Genomic DNA, 15,536 nt, shown 5'->3' with positions numbered 1-15,536 from the left:
GCCCTTGGACCTGGCGCCAGTCTTGAGGCCGCCTTCACTGGCAAGCCAGCTCCTACGAGGGGGGAGGGGTTACTGCGCCAACTGGCGGCGCAGTTCGGCCAGCACCGGGGCACTGTCCGGGCGCACGCCGCGCCACAGGTAGAAGGCTTCCGCCGCCTGTTCGGCCAGCATGCCCAAACCATCCAGCACCAGCGCCGCGCCATGTTCACTGGCCCAACGGCAGAACGGCGTCGGCTCCTTGGCGTACATCATGTCGTAGCACACCGTTTTGCCCGGTTCGATCAGGCTGCTGGCAATCGGCGGCAAGTCCCCCGACAGGCTGGCGGAAGTGGCATTGATGATCAGGTCCACCGACTCCTGCAACCAGTCGAAGCCGCTGGCCGACACCGGTCCCAGGTCGGCGAACAGTTCGGCCAGCAACTCGGCTTTTTCCACGGTGCGATTGGCAATCACCACCGACGCCGGCCGCTGCGCCAACAGGGGTTCCAAGGCTCCACGCACGGCGCCACCGGCCCCCAGCAAAAGGATGCGCTTGCCCTTGAGACTGACCCCGGCGTTCACCGTCAGGTCGCGTACCAGTCCGGCGCCGTCGGTGTTGTCTCCCAGCAGAGTGCCGTCCGCTTGCTTGCTCAGGGTGTTCACCGCACCGGCCCGCTGGGCGCGCTCGGTCAGGCTGTCGCACAGGCGATAGGCGTCTTCCTTGAACGGCACGGTGACGTTGGCACCGCGGCCCTGGGCGAAGAAATCGCGGGCGGCACCGGCGAAATCGTCCAGAGGCGCCAGCAGGGTGTTGTATTCCAGTTGCTGGCCGGTCTGCTGGGCGAACAGCCGATGGATCAAGGGTGATTTGCTGTGGCCAATCGGATTACCAAAGACAACGTACTGATCCATCTCTCATCCCATTTGCTCAACACACTGGCAGGAACCGCGTCCGCCTTGAAGGCCTCTTCGCCGGCAAGCCGGCTCCTGCGCAGTGGGTGCGGTTTAGTTGCTGGCGGCCAGCCAGTCGCGGTCTTGCAGGAAGTATTCGGTCAGGCGCGCTTCTTCGCTGCCCGGCTCGGCCTTCCAGTCGTAGCCCCAGCGCACTTGCGGCGGCAGCGACATGAGGATCGACTCGGTGCGACCGCCCGATTGCAGGCCGAACAGGGTGCCACGGTCGTAGACCAGGTTGAACTCGACGTAGCGACCGCGGCGGAACTCCTGGAACTCGCGCTGCTGCTCGGTATAGGCGGCAGCCTTGCGGCGCTGGACGATGGGCAGGTAGGCCTCGATGTAGGCATCGCCGATGGCGCGCATGAAGGCGAAGCTGGTGTCGAAGTCCCATTCGTTGAGGTCGTCGAAGAACAGGCCACCGATGCCCCGCGGTTCGTTGCGGTGCTTGATATGGAAGTAGCTGTCGCACCAGGCCTTGTAGCGCGGGTAGACGTCGGCACCGAAGGGCGCACAGGCGCGCTCGGCAACCCGGTGCCAATGCACGCAGTCTTCTTCATTGCCGTAGTAGGGGGTCAGGTCGAAACCTCCACCGAACCACCAGACCGGCTCTTCACCTTCCTTCTCGGCGATGAAGAACCGCACGTTGGCGTGGGACGTCGGCACATGAGGGTTGTGTGGGTGAATCACCAGGGACACGCCCAGGGCCTCGAAACCCCGGCCGGCCAGTTCCGGACGGTGGGCACTGGCCGAAGGTGGCAGGCCGCTGCCGAACACATGGGAAAAGTTGACCCCACCCTTTTCGATCACTGCACCGTCGCCGATCACCCGGGTGCGTCCGCCACCGCCGGCAGGGCGGGTCCAGGCGTCCTCGATAAAGCGTGCGCCACCGTCTTCGGTTTCCAGTGCAGCGCAAATGCGGTCTTGCAGGTCGAGCAGGTAGGCTTTTACGGCCTCGGTGCGGGTAGTCATGGCATCACCTTGAATCGGGCAAAGCTACGCGGCGCTAGGGATGGAGCAGGGGACGCGCGCAAATGGGCGCGTAGCATAACACCGCGTCGGGGCGCTCCGCAGTTGACGAAGGTCAAGCACAGGAGTCCGATAGAGCACTTTCACGACACGACCAAGGAGAGAGTGCAGATGGCCAAACGTATCCAGTTCCGTGCCCATGGCGGCCCCGAAGTACTCGAGTATGTGGATTACCAGCCCGCCGAACCGGGACCACAGCAGGTTCGCGTCAGCAACAAGGCCATCGGCCTGAACTTCATCGACACCTACTTCCGCAGTGGCCTGTATGCCCCACCAGCACTGCCGTCCGGCCTCGGCGCCGCCGGCGCCGGGGTGGTGGAAGCGGTGGGCAGCGCTGTGACGCGCTTCAAGGTAGGTGATCGCGTGGCCTATGGCAGCGGCCCACTGGGCGCCTACAGCGATGTGCATGTACTGCCGGAAGCCAATCTGGTGCATCTGCCAGAGGCCATCAGCTTCGAGCAGGCCGCCGGGGTGATGCTCAAGGGCCTGACCGTGCAGTACCTGCTGCGTCAGACCTATGAACTCAAGGGTGGCGAAACCGTACTGTTTCACGCCGCAGCGGGGGGCGTCGGTTCCCTGGCCTGCCAGTGGGCCAAGGCCCTTGGGGTAAAACTGATCGGTACCGTCAGCTCGCCGGAGAAGGCCGCCATTGCCAAAGCCCTCGGCGCCTGGGAAACCATCGACTACAGCCATGAAGACGTCGCCAAGCGCGTGCTGGAACTGACGGATGGCAAGAAGTGCCCGGTGGTGTATGACGGTGTCGGCAAAGACACCTGGCTGACCTCCCTGGATTGCCTGGCACCGCGCGGGCTGATGGTCAGCTTCGGCAATGCCTCGGGAGCGGTGGACGGGGTGAACCTGGGGATTCTTTCGGCCAAGGGCTCGCTGTACGTGACCCGGCCGACCCTGGCCAGCTACGCCAACAATGCCGAGAACCTGCAGCTCATGGCCGACGACCTGTTCGGCATGATTGCCAGCGGCAAGCTGAAGATCGAGATTGGCCAGCGCTTCGCTCTGGCGGACGCGGCCAAGGCCCATATCGAGTTGTCGGCCCGGCGTACTACCGGCTCGACCGTGTTGTTGCCTTAAGCGCTTTCGCCAGCAAGCCGGCTCCTACGGATGTTCATAGGAGACGGCTTGCCGGCGAAGCGGTTCAGGAAGGCCGCACCACCTTGCCGGTGGCCAGATCGCGGATCAGGCTTGGGTTCTTGCGCCCGCCCAGGCTACCGGTGAGCACCAGGTCCAGTTGTCCACGGAAATACTGCTCGATGCGCAGCCGCGTACGCGCCGCCGGCCGCCCCTGGGGATTGGCCGAAGTGGAAATCAACGGCCCCACCAAGGCACAGAGTTCACGGACCAGCGGATGGTCGCTGACCCGTAACGCCACCGTGTCATGCACCCCGGTCACCCACTGCGGCAGCAGGTTCTGATGGGGCACCAGCCAGGTGTTGGGACCCGGCCAGGTGCTGGACATGCGCTCGATCCAGGTATCCGGGAAATCCTCGAAGAGGAAGTCGAACTGGTGGATGTTGTCGGCGATCAGGATCAGGCCCTTGTCCACCGACCGTGACTTGATTGCCAGCAGGCGATCCACCGCCTCTTCATTCCACGGATCGCACCCCAGGCCCCAGACCGCTTCGGTTGGATAGGCAATCACCGCCCCTGCGCGAATCTCTCGTGCGGCTTGCTGCACACGCCAACTGCTGACCATTGCCGAATCTCCAGATAAAAGCTGTGCGCAGTTTACCGATCCTGCCTATAAAACCTAGCTCAGACGCGCAAACCAGCGGCCGTTTTCGTTGACGGCCCGCGCCTCGATTTCCAGCTCGGTCAGTGCCGCCAGCACCCGGGGCAGGGACCAGCCGCTAGCAAGCGCCAGGGCCTCGCTGCTGTGGGGGGCCGCCTGAAGCAGCGCCAACAGCGGATGCTCGCTGGCCTCCAGCGGCGCGGCGGCAGGCGGTGGCAGGTGTTGCCAACCTCTCAGGGTTTCCAGGATGTGCTGCACGCTTTCCACCAGCACCGCGCCATCACGGATCAGTTGATGACACCCCCGGGCACCGGGGTGATGAATCGAACCGGGGATCGCGTACACCTCGCGGCCTTGCTCGGCCGCCAGGCGGGCGGTGATCAGCGAGCCGCTGGCGACACTGGCTTCCACCACCAGCACCCCCAGGGACAAGCCACTGATGATCCGGTTGCGCCGGGGGAAGTGCTCCGGACGTGGGCCAGTGTCCAGGGGGAACTCGGAAATCACTGCGCTGCCCTGCTCGATCATCGCCCTGGCCAAGGCCCGATGCCGCTGTGGATAACATTTTTCCAGGCCCGTGCCCAACACCCCCACGGTACGCCCACCCACGTCCAGGGCCGCCTGGTGCGCAGCGCCATCGATCCCCAGGGCCAGGCCGCTGGTGATCACGAATCCGGCGGCGGCCAGACTCCGGGAAAACGCCGCGGCCGTGTCCAGTCCCGGACGCGAAGCCCGACGGCTGCCCACCAGCGCCAACTGCGGCCGTTGAAGAATCGACGGATCGCCGGCCACGAACAACAGCGGTGGCGCATCCTCCAATTGCGCCAGCAGCGGGGGATAGTTGGGCTGGTCCCACATCAGCAAATGCTGGGCCTGGTTGTCTATCCAGGCCAGTGCGCGGCGGGCGCCTTCCCGGACTTCGACACTGCGCCGGGCATCGGTACAGGCCGTCGGCAGACCCAGGGAGTGCCAGGCGCTGGCCGGAGCACTGAGGGCCTTGGAGGCTGAACCGAAGGCCTGGAGCAAACGCCCAAAGCGCATGGCGCCCAGGGCGGGCAGGCCATGCAAACGTAAACGGGCTTCCAGTTCCGCGGGGGAAATGGCGGCACTGATCGAGTGCGACATGGATCATCCTTGATCGTCATCGGTCCGGCGAAAACCGGAACAAGCTGTGGATAAGTCTGTTGGTAACTTGTTGAGGAAAGGTTTCCTGCTGTGCCAGGGAGATGCCCTGCCGAGGTCGGTCTTGCTCTGCCCAACCACCCGTGCAGCCAACCGCAAGCACGCCAATCAGGCCTGACGCAGCCGCTTGCAGGTCCGACCGATGGCGGTCCAGCCCAATAGCAGCAGGGCGAACAGACATTTCCTCAGGGGCTGAATCCCTTTATTATGTGCGTTCGCGTAAAACGCCAGAGCCTGCGCGGCTCGCTCCTTTGCAGAGCACGTTTTGCATCGGCGGCCCAGGTCCAGGACCTGCCAGGACGCCGACTCCGCCCTTACTTCACACGTGTAGCAATTACGCTTATGGCCATTTTAAACATCCTCGAATTCCCCGATTCGCGCCTGCGCACTATCGCCAAACCCGTGGCCGTAGTGGACGACGAAGTGCGTCAGTTGGTCGATGACATGTTTGAAACAATGTATGAGGCCCCAGGCATTGGTCTGGCGGCGACCCAGGTCAACGTGCACAAACGCGTCGTGGTCATGGACCTGTCCGAAGATCGCAGCGAGCCCCGGGTATTCATCAACCCCGAGTTCGAAGCCCTGACCGACGAGATGGACCAGTATCAGGAAGGCTGCCTTTCGGTACCGGGTTTCTACGAGAACGTCGACCGTCCGCAGCGCGTCAAGATCAAGGCCCTGGACCGCGACGGCCAGCCCTATGAGCTGATCGCCGAAGGTTTGCTGGCGGTGTGCATCCAGCACGAATGCGACCACCTCAACGGCAAGCTGTTCGTCGACTACCTGTCCACGCTCAAGCGTGACCGGATCAAGAAGAAGCTGGAAAAGCAGCATCGCCAGCAGGCTTGATGACCGTCTTGCAAAGGCTTGCCACGGCAAGCCTTTTTCTTTTCCGCATGTTTAACATCGAGAATTCCCATGACTGAGCCACTGCGCATCGTCTTTGCCGGCACCCCCGAATTCGCCGCCGAACACCTCAAGGCCCTGCTCGACAGCCCTCACCAGATTGTCGCGGTCTACACCCAGCCGGACCGTCCGGCGGGGCGCGGGCAGAAGCTGATGCCAAGCCCGGTCAAACAGCTGGCCCTGGAGCACCAGATCCCGGTGCTGCAACCGCCCACGCTACGCAATGCCGAGGCCCAGGCCGAACTGGCGGCGCTCAAGCCGGACCTGATGGTGGTGGTGGCCTACGGCCTGATCCTGCCTCAAGTGGTGCTGGATATTCCGCGCCTGGGCTGCATCAACAGCCACGCCTCCCTGCTGCCGCGCTGGCGCGGTGCCGCGCCGATCCAGCGCGCCGTAGAAGCCGGTGACGACGCCAGCGGCGTGACCGTGATGCGCATGGAAGCCGGCCTGGACACCGGGCCGATGCTGCTCAAGGTCAGCACACCGATCAGCGCCCAGGACACCGGCGGCAGCCTGCACGACCGTCTGGCAGAACTGGGCCCGACCGCGGTGCTGCAAGCCATCGAAGGCCTCGCCGCCGGCACCCTGGAAGGCGAAATCCAGGACGACAGCCTGGCGACCTACGCCCACAAGCTGAACAAGGATGAAGCGCGCATCGACTGGAATCGCCCGGCCGTGGAGCTGGAGCTCCTGGTCCGGGCCTTCAATCCCTGGCCGATCTGCCACAGCACCCTCAATGGCGAAGCCCTGAAAGTCCTGGCAGCCACCCTGGCCGAAGGCCGTGGCGCCCCGGGCGAGATCCTCGGCGCCAGCAAGGACGGCCTGATCGTCGCCTGCGGTGAACAGGCGCTGTGCCTGACCCGCCTGCAACTGCCCGGGGGCAAGGCGCTGAACTTCAGCGACCTGTTCAACAGCCGCCGCGAGAAATTCGCCATCGGCACCGTCCTCGGCCAGACGGCGGACGCCCAATGAACCCGCGCCTGGCCGCCGCCAAGGCCCTGACCGCGGTCCTCAACGGCAAGGCCTCGCTCAACAGCTCGCTGCCGGTCCAGCTGGACAAGGTCGAGGTCCGGGACCGCGGCTTCACCCAGGACCTGGCGTTCGGCACCGCACGCTGGCAGCCGCGGTTGTCGGCGCTGGCGGCCAAGCTGCTGCAGAAGCCGTTCAAGGCCGCCGATGCCGATGTCGAGGCGCTGCTGCTGGTGGGTCTCTATCAGTTGCTCTACACCCGGGTGCCGGCCCACGCCGCCATCGGCGAAACCGTGGGCTGCGCCGACAAGTTGAAAAAGCCCTGGGCCAAGGCTCTGCTCAACGCCGTGCTGCGCCGCGCCCAGCGTGAAAGCGAGGCCCTGTTGGCCGAGCTGGAACATGATCCGGTGGTGCGCACCGCCCACCCACGCTGGCTGCAGAAGTCCCTCAAGGCCTTCTGGCCCGAGCAATGGGAAGCCATCTGCGCCGCCAACAACGCTCACCCGCCGATGATCCTGCGGGTCAATCGCCGTCATCACTCCCGGGATGCCTACCTGAAGCTGTTGAGCCAAGCGGGGGTTGCGGCCAAGGCCTGCGTCTACAGCCAGGACGGCATCGTCCTCGACGAAGCCGGTGATGTGCGCAGCCTGCCGGGCTTTGCCGAAGGCTGGGTCAGCGTCCAGGACGAAGCCGCTCAACTGGCTGCCGATCTGCTGGAACTGGCCCCGGGGCATCGGGTGCTGGATGCCTGCTGCGCCCCGGGCGGCAAGACCTGCCACATCCTCGAAGTGCAGCCGCAATTGGCTGGCGTGGTGGCGGTGGACCTGGAAGCCAAGCGCCTGGTGCGAGTGCGAGAAAACCTCGACCGCCTGGGGCTCGATGCCCAGCTGATTGCCGCCGACGGCCGGGATACCCAGGCCTGGTGGGACGGCCAGCCGTTCCAGCGCATCCTGCTGGACGCTCCCTGCTCGGCCACCGGGGTGATTCGTCGCCACCCGGATATCAAACTCACTCGCCAAGCCGAAGACATCGCCGCCCTGGCGCAATTGCAAGGCGAACTGCTGGACGCCCTGTGGCAGACCCTGGAAGTGGGCGGCATCCTGCTCTACGCCACCTGCTCGACCCTGCCCACCGAGAACACCGAAGTGATCGAGGCCTTCCTGTCCCGCACCCCGGGAGCTCGTGAGTTGGACATCGGCGGCCAACTGGGGCAGCCTGCGGCCGGCCTCAAGCAGCCCCACGGACGCCAGTTGCTGGCGCAAGAGGGCGGCCACGACGGCTTCTATTACGCCAAACTGATCAAGATCGCCGCAGCTCGCGGCTAAACGGTTTTAAGGGAGTGACTGGATGAAAATCATCATCCTCGGCGCCGGGCAAGTGGGTGGCACGCTGGCGGAACACCTGGCCAGCGAAGCCAACGACATCACCGTGGTCGACACCGACGGCGAACGCCTGCGCGACCTCGGCGACCGCCTGGACATCCGCACCGTGCAGGGCCGCGCCTCGTTCCCGACGGTATTGCGCCAGGCCGGCGCCGACGACGCCGACATGCTGGTGGCGGTGACCAACAGCGACGAAACCAACATGGTTGCCTGCCAGGTCGCCCACACCCTGTTCCACACCCCGACCAAGATCGCCCGGGTGCGCGAAGCCGCCTACCTGACCCGCGCCGGGCTGTTCGACAACGACGCGATCCCGGTGGACGTGCTGATCAGCCCCGAGCAGGTGGTGACCAACTACATCAAGCGTTTGATCGAACACCCCGGCGCCCTGCAGGTGATCGACTTCGCCGAAGGCAAGGCACAACTGGTGGCGGTCAAGGCCTATTACGGCGGTCCGCTGGTGGGCCAGCAACTGCGCCAGTTGCGCGAGCACATGCCCAATGTCGATACCCGGGTGGCGGCGATCTTCCGTCGCGACCGGCCGATCATGCCCAAGGGCGATACGGTGATCGAGGCCGACGACGAAGTGTTCTTCATCGCTGCCAAGGCCCACATCCGCGCGGTGATGAGCGAGATGCGCCGCCTGGAAGAGTCCTACAAGCGCATCGTCATCGCCGGTGGCGGGCAGATCGGCGAGCGCCTGGCCGAGGCCATCGAAAGCCGCTATCAGGTGAAGATCATCGAGATGAACCCGGCCCGCTGCCGCTACCTGTCCGACACCCTGGACAGCACCGTGGTGCTGCAGGGCAGCGCCTCGGACCGCGATCTGCTGCTGGAAGAGAACATCGCCGACGCCGATATCTTCCTGGCCCTGACCAACGACGACGAGGCCAACATCATGTCCTCGCTGCTGGCCAAGCGCCTGGGGGCGAAGAAGGTCATGACCATCATCAACAACCCGGCCTATGTCGACCTGATCCAGGGCGGCGATATCGACATTGCCATCAGCCCGCAACTGGCCACCATCGGCACCCTGCTGGCCCACGTGCGCCGCGGCGATATCGTCAGCGTGCACTCCCTGCGCCGTGGCGCGGCGGAAGCCATCGAGGCCATCGCCCACGGCGACGCCAAGTCGAGCAAGGTGATCGGCCGCGCCATCGAGAGCATCGGCTTGCCGCCGGGCACCACCATCGGCGCGATCATTCGCGATGAAGAAGTGCTGATCGCCCACGACGACACGGTGATCGAAGCCGGCGACCATGTGATCCTGTTCCTTGTGGATAAAAAGCACATTCGCGACGTGGAGAAACTGTTCCACGTCGGCCTGAGCTTCTTCTGATCAACCACTGTGTAGCCGCTGCCGCAGGCTGCGATCAACTGCGCCGCAGGCGCTGCCCTTGCGCAGCCTGCGGCAGCGGCTACATGAGCCCACAGGAGTGACAACGATGCTTGAATCGCTGGAAAAAATGCTCGCCAAGGGTGTGGATAACGCCTTGCTGCGCTTTGGCCTGGGCAAGGGCTATCTGGACCAGGGCGATTTCGCCAAGGCCGCCGAGCACCTGCAGCACTGTGTGAGTTTCGATCCCAAGTATTCGGCGGCCTGGAAGCTGCTGGGCAAGGCCTGCCAGGGACAGGGCGACCTGGCGGCGGCGCGTCAGGCCTGGGAACAGGGCCTGGAAGCGGCCCGGGGGCATGGCGACAAACAGGCAGAAAAGGAAATGACCGTGTTCCTGAAAAAACTCGATCGCCAGTCTCAAGGCTGACCCCTATCCCCTGTAGCCGCTGCCGAAGGCTGCGAACGGCCCGCAGGGACGCAAATATCTTGAGACGACACAGGTTCGGCTGGAGATCGCCAAGCAAGGCCCTTCGGTCCTTTTCCCAGCCTCGCGGGCTCGGCAGCGGCTACAGGACGATGTCACAGGTAGCGCAGGGCGATCCCTTCCGCGTCCGCCTGGACCACTTCCATGCGCACCCTGGGCGCCGCCGCCGGCAAGCCCTGCACCTGGCCATAGACCACCGCGCCCTTGGGCAACTGCGCCAGGACCGGGCTTTGCACATAGACGCCACTGGCAGACAGGTTGCGAGTCTGCCCCAGGCATTCGCCAATGCTCTCGTGGGAAATCTTGATGCGAAACGACTTGCGGTGCTCGGACATCTTCTGCGCCCTTGTTGTGTGTGCTGTGGATAACGCCCTACGCGAAGTTATCCACAGATCGTGCCAGCTCGGTCAGTACCAGCGTGCCTCACCCGGCGGGCGCTTCTTGAAGCGTTTCATGCTCCACATGTACTGGCTCGGGTAAGCCCCGACATAGCGTTCGACCACCTTGCTCATGGCCGCACAGGAGGTTTCGGTGTCGGTGCTGTACATGTCGTCCGGGGCCGCTTCGAGGATCACCTTGTAGCCCGAACCATCCGGCAGGCGCAGGGCGTGAAGGAACACCCCCACGGCCTTGCCGCCGGCCAGCATGTTCGGCACGAACTTGCTGGTCAGCGCCTGGGTGGCGAAGAAGGGCACGAAGATCCCGGCGGATTCGGCCGGTTCCGGGTCGGCGGGAATGCCCACCGCACCGCCTTTGCGCACTTCCTTGATGACGCTGAGGATGCCTTCCTTGGTGGAGGCGGCCACGCGGTTGCCCAGTTGCACCCGCTGCTTGCGCAGCAGCTCGTCCACGGCCTTGAGCTTGGGCGGACGATAGAAAATGATCGGTTTGCACTGGCTGCAATAGAAGTGGTTGAGCACTTCCCAGTTGCCCAGGTGGCTGGTGATGCCGACCACGCCCTTGCCCGAGGCCAGGGCGTCCTTGAGTACGTCCAGGCCCTCGACCTCCCGCACCAGAGCAATGGAGCGCTCCGCCGGCCAGATCCAGGCGCAAGCGCTTTCGGTCAGGGACTTGCCGATGTCTTTCAGGCTCTGTCCCACCAGACGCTCGCGCTCGGCGGGGTCCATCTGTGGAAAACATTTGGCCAGGTTGATGCGCACCACGTCGCGGGAGCGATTGGGGGTCTTCCACATGATCCAGCCGATGGCCGCGCCGACCGCCTGCACCGCGCGCCAGGGCAGCAGGGCAAACAACCGCAGAGCGCCCACCAGCAGGGCGCCTTTGAACTTATCCACAAATGACTCCTGATCTGTCGGTCTGAAGCGTGTCGCGAGCCGGCTATTCTAACCGCGCGTTGGATAGGATGGCGTAACGATCACAGTCGCGGGTGTGATCCATGACCATGCCCGAAGCCTGCATCAGCGCGTAGCAGATGGTCGGGCCGACGAAGGTGAAACCGGCTTTCTGCAGGCCGCGGCTCATGGCTTCGGCCTCCGGGGTCACCGCCGGCACTTCGCTGCGGTCCCGGAAATGATTGATCTTGGGCACACCACCGACGAAGGACCAGAGAAAGGCCACCGGGTCTTCCAGCTCCAGCCAGGCCTGGGCATTGCGCCGGGCGGCGTTGAGCTTGAGGCGGTTGCGGATGATGCCAGGGTCCTGCATCAGGTCCTCGATCTCGGCGTCGCTCATCTGCGCCACGCGCTGCACATCGAAGCCGAACAGCACCTGGCGATAGCGCTCGCGCTTCTTCAGCACGGTGATCCAGGACAGCCCGGCCTGGAACCCTTCGAGCAATAACAACTCGAACAGACGCTGCCCATCGCGCAGCGGCACGCCCCACTCCTGATCGTGATAAGCCATGTACAGCGGATCGTCGGAACACCAAAAGCAGCGTGGCATAAGGCTCCAGGGGGCGTGCGCAGGACTGAATCGGGTATACTCCCGCTCCTTAAATCGCAGCCCAAGTAACAGGTGAATTTCGTGAGCCAGCCTACGCCAGCCGTGCGTACCTTCCAAGACTTGATCCTCGCCCTCCAGCAATACTGGGCCGAGCAAGGTTGTGTGGTACTTCAGCCCTACGATATGGAAGTAGGCGCCGGCACTTTCCACACCGCCACATTCCTGCGGGCCATTGGCCCGGAAACCTGGAACGCCGCTTATGTGCAGCCCAGTCGTCGCCCGACTGACGGCCGCTACGGCGAAAACCCCAACCGCCTGCAGCACTACTATCAGTTCCAGGTGGTCTTGAAGCCCAACCCGGAGAACTTCCAGGAGCTGTACCTGGGTTCCCTGAAGCACGTGGGCCTGGACCCGCTGGTGCACGACATCCGTTTCGTCGAGGACAACTGGGAATCGCCGACCCTGGGCGCCTGGGGCCTGGGCTGGGAAGTCTGGCTCAACGGCATGGAAGTGACTCAGTTCACCTACTTCCAGCAGGCCGGTGGCATCGAGTGCTACCCGGTGACCGGCGAGATCACCTACGGCCTGGAACGCCTGGCCATGTACCTGCAGGGCGTGGACTCGGTGTACGACCTGGTCTGGGCCGACGGCCCGTTCGGCAAGGTCACCTATGGCGATGTGTTCCACCAGAACGAAGTGGAGCAGTCGACCTACAACTTTGAACACGCCAACGTCGAGAAGCTGTTCGAACTGTTCGATTTCTACGAAAGCGAGGCCAAGCGCCTGATCGAGCTGGATCAGCCGCTGCCGCTGCCGAGCTATGAAATGGTCCTCAAGGCCTCGCACACCTTCAACCTGCTGGATGCACGCCGGGCGATCTCGGTGACTGCGCGTCAGCAGTACATCCTGCGTGTGCGCACCCTGGCGCGTTCCGTGGCGCAAGCCTACCTGCTGGCTCGCGCCAAGCTGGGCTTCCCCATGGCGACCCCGGACCTGCGTGATGAAGTGTTGGCTAAGTTGGAGGCGGCACAATGAGTGCGCAAGATTTTCTGGTTGAACTGGGCACTGAAGAACTGCCACCCAAAGCCCTGAACACCCTGGCCGAAGCCTTCCTGGCCGGCATCGAGAAAGGCCTGCAGAGCGCCGGCCTGAGCTTTCAGGCCAAGCACGTATACGCCGCGCCACGGCGCCTGGCGGTACTGATCACCCAGCTGGACACCCAGCAGCCGGATCGCAGCATCAACCTCGACGGCCCACCACGCCAGGCCGCGTTCGATGCTGAAGGCAACCCGACCCAGGCGGCCCTGGGTTTTGCCAAGAAGTGCGGCGTCGAACTCAGCGAGATCGACCAGAGCGGCCCGAAACTGCGCTACAGCCAGAGCATCAAGGGCAAGCCGACCGCCAGCCTGCTGCCGACCATCGTCGAAGATTCCCTGAACGACCTGCCGATTCCCAAGCGCATGCGCTGGGCCGCGCGCAAGGAAGAGTTCGTGCGTCCGACCCAATGGCTGGTAATGCTGCTGGGTGACGACGTCATCGACTGCACCATCCTGGCCCAGAAGGCCGGTCGCGACTCCCGTGGTCACCGCTTCCACCACCCGCAAAGCGTGCGCATCACCTCGCCGGCCAACTACCTGGCCGACCTGCGTGCCGCCTACGTGCTGGCCGACGCCAACGAGCGCCGCGAGCTGATCAGCAAGCGCACCGCGGAACTGGCCACCCTGCAGGAAGGCACGGCGATCGTCCCGGCAGACCTGCTGGACGAAGTGACCGCCCTGGTGGAATGGCCTGTGCCGCTGGTGTGCTCGTTCGAGGAACGTTTCCTTGAAGTGCCCCAGGAAGCCCTGATCACCACCATGCAGGACAACCAGAAGTACTTCTGCCTGCTGGACGTGGACGGCAAGCTGCTGCCGCGCTTCATCACCGTGGCCAACATCGAGAGCAAGGACCCGCGCCAGATCATCGAGGGCAACGAGAAAGTCGTGCGCCCACGCCTGACCGACGCCGAGTTCTTCTTCAAGCAGGACAAGAAGCAGAAGCTCGAAGACTTCAACCTGCGCCTGCAGAACGTGGTCTTCCAGGAAAAACTCGGCAGCGTCTACGACAAGGCCGAGCGGATTTCCAAGCTGGCCGCCTTCATTGCCCCGCGCATTGGCGGCGACGCCCAGCGCGCCGCCCGTGCCGGCCTGCTGTCCAAGTGCGACCTGGCCACCGAAATGGTCGGCGAGTTCCCGGAGATGCAAGGCATCGCCGGCTACTACTACGCCCTCAATGACGGCGAGCCGGAAGACGTGGCCCTGGCCCTCAACGAGCAGTACATGCCGCGTGGCGCCGGCGCCGAGCTTCCAAGCACCGTGACCGGTGCCGCCGTGGCCATCGCCGACAAGCTGGACACCCTGGTGGGGATCTTCGGCATCGGCATGCTGCCCACTGGCAGCAAGGACCCCTACGCCCTGCGTCGCGCGGCCCTGGGCGTGCTGCGTATCCTCATCGAGAAGAAGTTCGACCTCGACCTGAACGACGCCGTGGCCTTCGCCGTCAGCGCCTTCGGCAGCAAGGTCAAGGCCGCCGGCCTGGCCGACCAGGTGCTGGAGTTCATCTTCGACCGCCTGCGTGCCCGTTATGAAGACGAAGGCGTGGATGTGGCCACCTACCTGTCGGTACGTGCCCTGAAGCCGGGCTCGGCCCTGGACTTCGACCAGCGCGTGCAAGCCGTGCAGGCCTTCCGCAAGTTGCCGGAAGCCGCCGCCCTGGCCGCGGTGAACAAGCGCGTGTCGAACCTGCTGAGCAAGATCGAAGGCAATGTGCCGACCACCGTCGAAGCCAAGTACTTCGACAACGCCAACGAGTTCTCCCTGTACTCGGCGATCCAGCAGGCGGACCAGGCTGTACAGCCGATGGCCGCAGCGCGTCAGTACAGCGAGACCCTGGCCCGCCTGGCCGCCCTGCGCGAGCCGGTGGACGCCTTCTTCGAGGCGGTGATGGTCAATGCCGAGGACGCCAAGGTGCGGGCCAACCGCTATGCGCTGCTGGCGCGTCTGCGGGGCCTGTTCCTGGGTGTGGCAGACATTTCGGTACTGAGCTGATCAGGTAAGGAACTGCTGTGAAACTGCTGATACTCGACCGTGACGGCGTGATCAATCACGACTCCGATGCCTACATCAAATCGGTGCAGGAGTGGATTCCAATCCCCGGCTCGATCGAAGCCATTACGCAGTTGAGCAAGGCCGGCTGGACGGTGGCGGTCGCCACCAACCAGTCCGGCATCGCTCGCGGCTACTACGACCTGGCCACCCTCGACGCCATGCATGCGCGCCTGCGCGAGCTGGTGGCGGAGCAGGGCGGCGAGGTCGGGCTGATCGTCTATTGTCCCCACGGCCCCGACGAAGGGTGCGCCTGTCGCAAACCGAAACCGGGCATGCTGCGGACCATTGCCGAGCATTACCAGGCAGAACTGACAGGTCTATGGTTTGTCGGTGACAGTCTCGGTGACCTGGAGGCCGCAAAAGCCGTCGACTCTCAGCCAGTATTGGTAAAGACCGGGAAAGGCGAAAAGACCCTGGGGAAAACCCTGCCGGTAGGCACCTTGATTTTTGACGACCTGGCGGCCGTTGCCGCTGAACTTATCCACAATTAGGCCCCTTCTGGCATCCTGACCAAGGACTGTTC

16 protein-coding genes are annotated in these 15,536 nt (G+C 64.3%); 9 read left to right on the top strand and 7 right to left on the bottom strand.

Translation table 11 applies throughout. The features are described from left to right. Positions 1-69 precede the first annotated feature (69 nt). Together aroE and hemF are read right to left on the bottom strand one after the other, a co-directional pair. A complete protein-coding gene (gene aroE / locus KHO49_RS01240) occupies positions 70-891 on the bottom strand; it encodes a shikimate dehydrogenase (RefSeq protein WP_102881416.1) in 822 nt (273 codons plus the stop codon). A 93-nt stretch (positions 892-984) separates the two neighbouring features. After that, positions 985-1,902: an oxygen-dependent coproporphyrinogen oxidase gene (hemF, locus tag KHO49_RS01235; RefSeq protein WP_102881415.1), complete on the bottom strand. Its 918-nt coding sequence runs from the start codon at positions 1,900-1,902 to the stop codon at positions 985-987. Between the two features lie 168 nt (positions 1,903-2,070). Between hemF and KHO49_RS01230 the strand changes: the two genes are divergently transcribed. Beyond that, the gene (locus tag KHO49_RS01230; protein ID WP_213664496.1) at positions 2,071-3,048 is read left to right on the top strand and encodes an NADPH:quinone reductase; all 978 of its coding nucleotides are present in this window, start codon (positions 2,071-2,073) and stop codon (positions 3,046-3,048) included. Between the two features lie 64 nt (positions 3,049-3,112). Here KHO49_RS01230 and tsaC read toward each other — a convergent pair whose 3' ends face one another. Together tsaC and dprA are read right to left on the bottom strand one after the other, a co-directional pair. Continuing rightward, entirely contained in the window at positions 3,113-3,670 is a 558-nt protein-coding gene (gene tsaC / locus KHO49_RS01225) for an L-threonylcarbamoyladenylate synthase type 1 TsaC (RefSeq protein WP_110652515.1), read from the bottom strand. Between the two features lie 54 nt (positions 3,671-3,724). Beyond that, complete coding sequence (gene dprA / locus KHO49_RS01220) at positions 3,725-4,831, bottom strand: DNA-processing protein DprA (RefSeq protein ID WP_213664495.1); 1,107 nt, start codon at positions 4,829-4,831, stop codon at positions 3,725-3,727. A 399-nt stretch (positions 4,832-5,230) separates the two neighbouring features. Between dprA and def the strand changes: the two genes are divergently transcribed. The 5 genes from def (at position 5,231) to KHO49_RS01195 (ending at position 9,908) form a co-directional block, all read left to right on the top strand. Continuing rightward, entirely contained in the window at positions 5,231-5,737 is a 507-nt protein-coding gene (gene def / locus KHO49_RS01215; RefSeq protein WP_102862442.1) for a peptide deformylase, read from the top strand. Positions 5,738-5,806: 69 nt separating this feature from the next. Continuing rightward, positions 5,807-6,766: a methionyl-tRNA formyltransferase gene (fmt, locus tag KHO49_RS01210; RefSeq protein ID WP_213664494.1), complete on the top strand. Its 960-nt coding sequence runs from the start codon at positions 5,807-5,809 to the stop codon at positions 6,764-6,766. Next, complete coding sequence (gene rsmB, locus KHO49_RS01205; RefSeq protein WP_213664493.1) at positions 6,763-8,088, top strand: 16S rRNA (cytosine(967)-C(5))-methyltransferase RsmB; 1,326 nt, start codon at positions 6,763-6,765, stop codon at positions 8,086-8,088. Before fmt ends, rsmB begins: the two co-directional genes overlap by 4 nt. 22 nt (positions 8,089-8,110) lie before the next feature. Continuing rightward, a complete protein-coding gene (gene trkA / locus KHO49_RS01200; protein WP_102862439.1) occupies positions 8,111-9,484 on the top strand; it encodes a Trk system potassium transporter TrkA in 1,374 nt (457 codons plus the stop codon). Between the two features lie 106 nt (positions 9,485-9,590). Next, complete coding sequence (locus KHO49_RS01195) at positions 9,591-9,908, top strand: tetratricopeptide repeat protein (protein WP_170001370.1); 318 nt, start codon at positions 9,591-9,593, stop codon at positions 9,906-9,908. Positions 9,909-10,060: 152 nt separating this feature from the next. Here KHO49_RS01195 and KHO49_RS01190 read toward each other — a convergent pair whose 3' ends face one another. From KHO49_RS01190 to tag, 3 genes are all read right to left on the bottom strand, one after another. Beyond that, a complete protein-coding gene (locus tag KHO49_RS01190; protein WP_092318073.1) occupies positions 10,061-10,300 on the bottom strand; it encodes a PilZ domain-containing protein in 240 nt (79 codons plus the stop codon). Between the two features lie 72 nt (positions 10,301-10,372). Continuing rightward, positions 10,373-11,260, bottom strand: coding sequence for a lysophospholipid acyltransferase (locus KHO49_RS01185; RefSeq protein ID WP_102881409.1), 888 nt, complete (start codon positions 11,258-11,260; stop codon positions 10,373-10,375). A 43-nt stretch (positions 11,261-11,303) separates the two neighbouring features. Next, positions 11,304-11,867: a DNA-3-methyladenine glycosylase I gene (tag, locus tag KHO49_RS01180; RefSeq protein WP_102881408.1), complete on the bottom strand. Its 564-nt coding sequence runs from the start codon at positions 11,865-11,867 to the stop codon at positions 11,304-11,306. Between the two features lie 81 nt (positions 11,868-11,948). Here tag and glyQ point away from each other — a divergent pair, with 81 nt between their 5' ends. Genes glyQ through gmhB form a run of 3 tightly spaced genes read left to right on the top strand, consistent with a single transcriptional unit; the run spans position 11,949 to position 15,504 of the window. After that, entirely contained in the window at positions 11,949-12,902 is a 954-nt protein-coding gene (gene glyQ, locus KHO49_RS01175) for a glycine--tRNA ligase subunit alpha (protein WP_003177094.1), read from the top strand. Next, positions 12,899-14,953, top strand: coding sequence for a glycine--tRNA ligase subunit beta (gene glyS / locus KHO49_RS01170; RefSeq protein WP_102881407.1), 2,055 nt, complete (start codon positions 12,899-12,901; stop codon positions 14,951-14,953). The genes glyQ and glyS overlap by 4 nt, the downstream gene beginning before the upstream one ends. A gap of 17 nt (positions 14,954-14,970) precedes the next feature. Further along, positions 14,971-15,504 carry a D-glycero-beta-D-manno-heptose 1,7-bisphosphate 7-phosphatase gene (gmhB, locus tag KHO49_RS01165; protein ID WP_213664492.1) on the top strand — a complete coding sequence of 178 codons (534 nt, stop codon included), beginning with the start codon at positions 14,971-14,973 and terminating at the stop codon, positions 15,502-15,504. Positions 15,505-15,536 lie beyond the last annotated feature (32 nt).

This window comes from Pseudomonas sp. RC4D1 (genome assembly GCF_018390395.1).
In the GTDB taxonomy this organism is placed as follows: Bacteria; Pseudomonadota; Gammaproteobacteria; order Pseudomonadales; family Pseudomonadaceae; genus Aquipseudomonas; species Aquipseudomonas danubii.
Note: the sequence above shows the minus strand (reverse complement) of the source record. Positions and strands in the feature narration are given on the sequence as shown.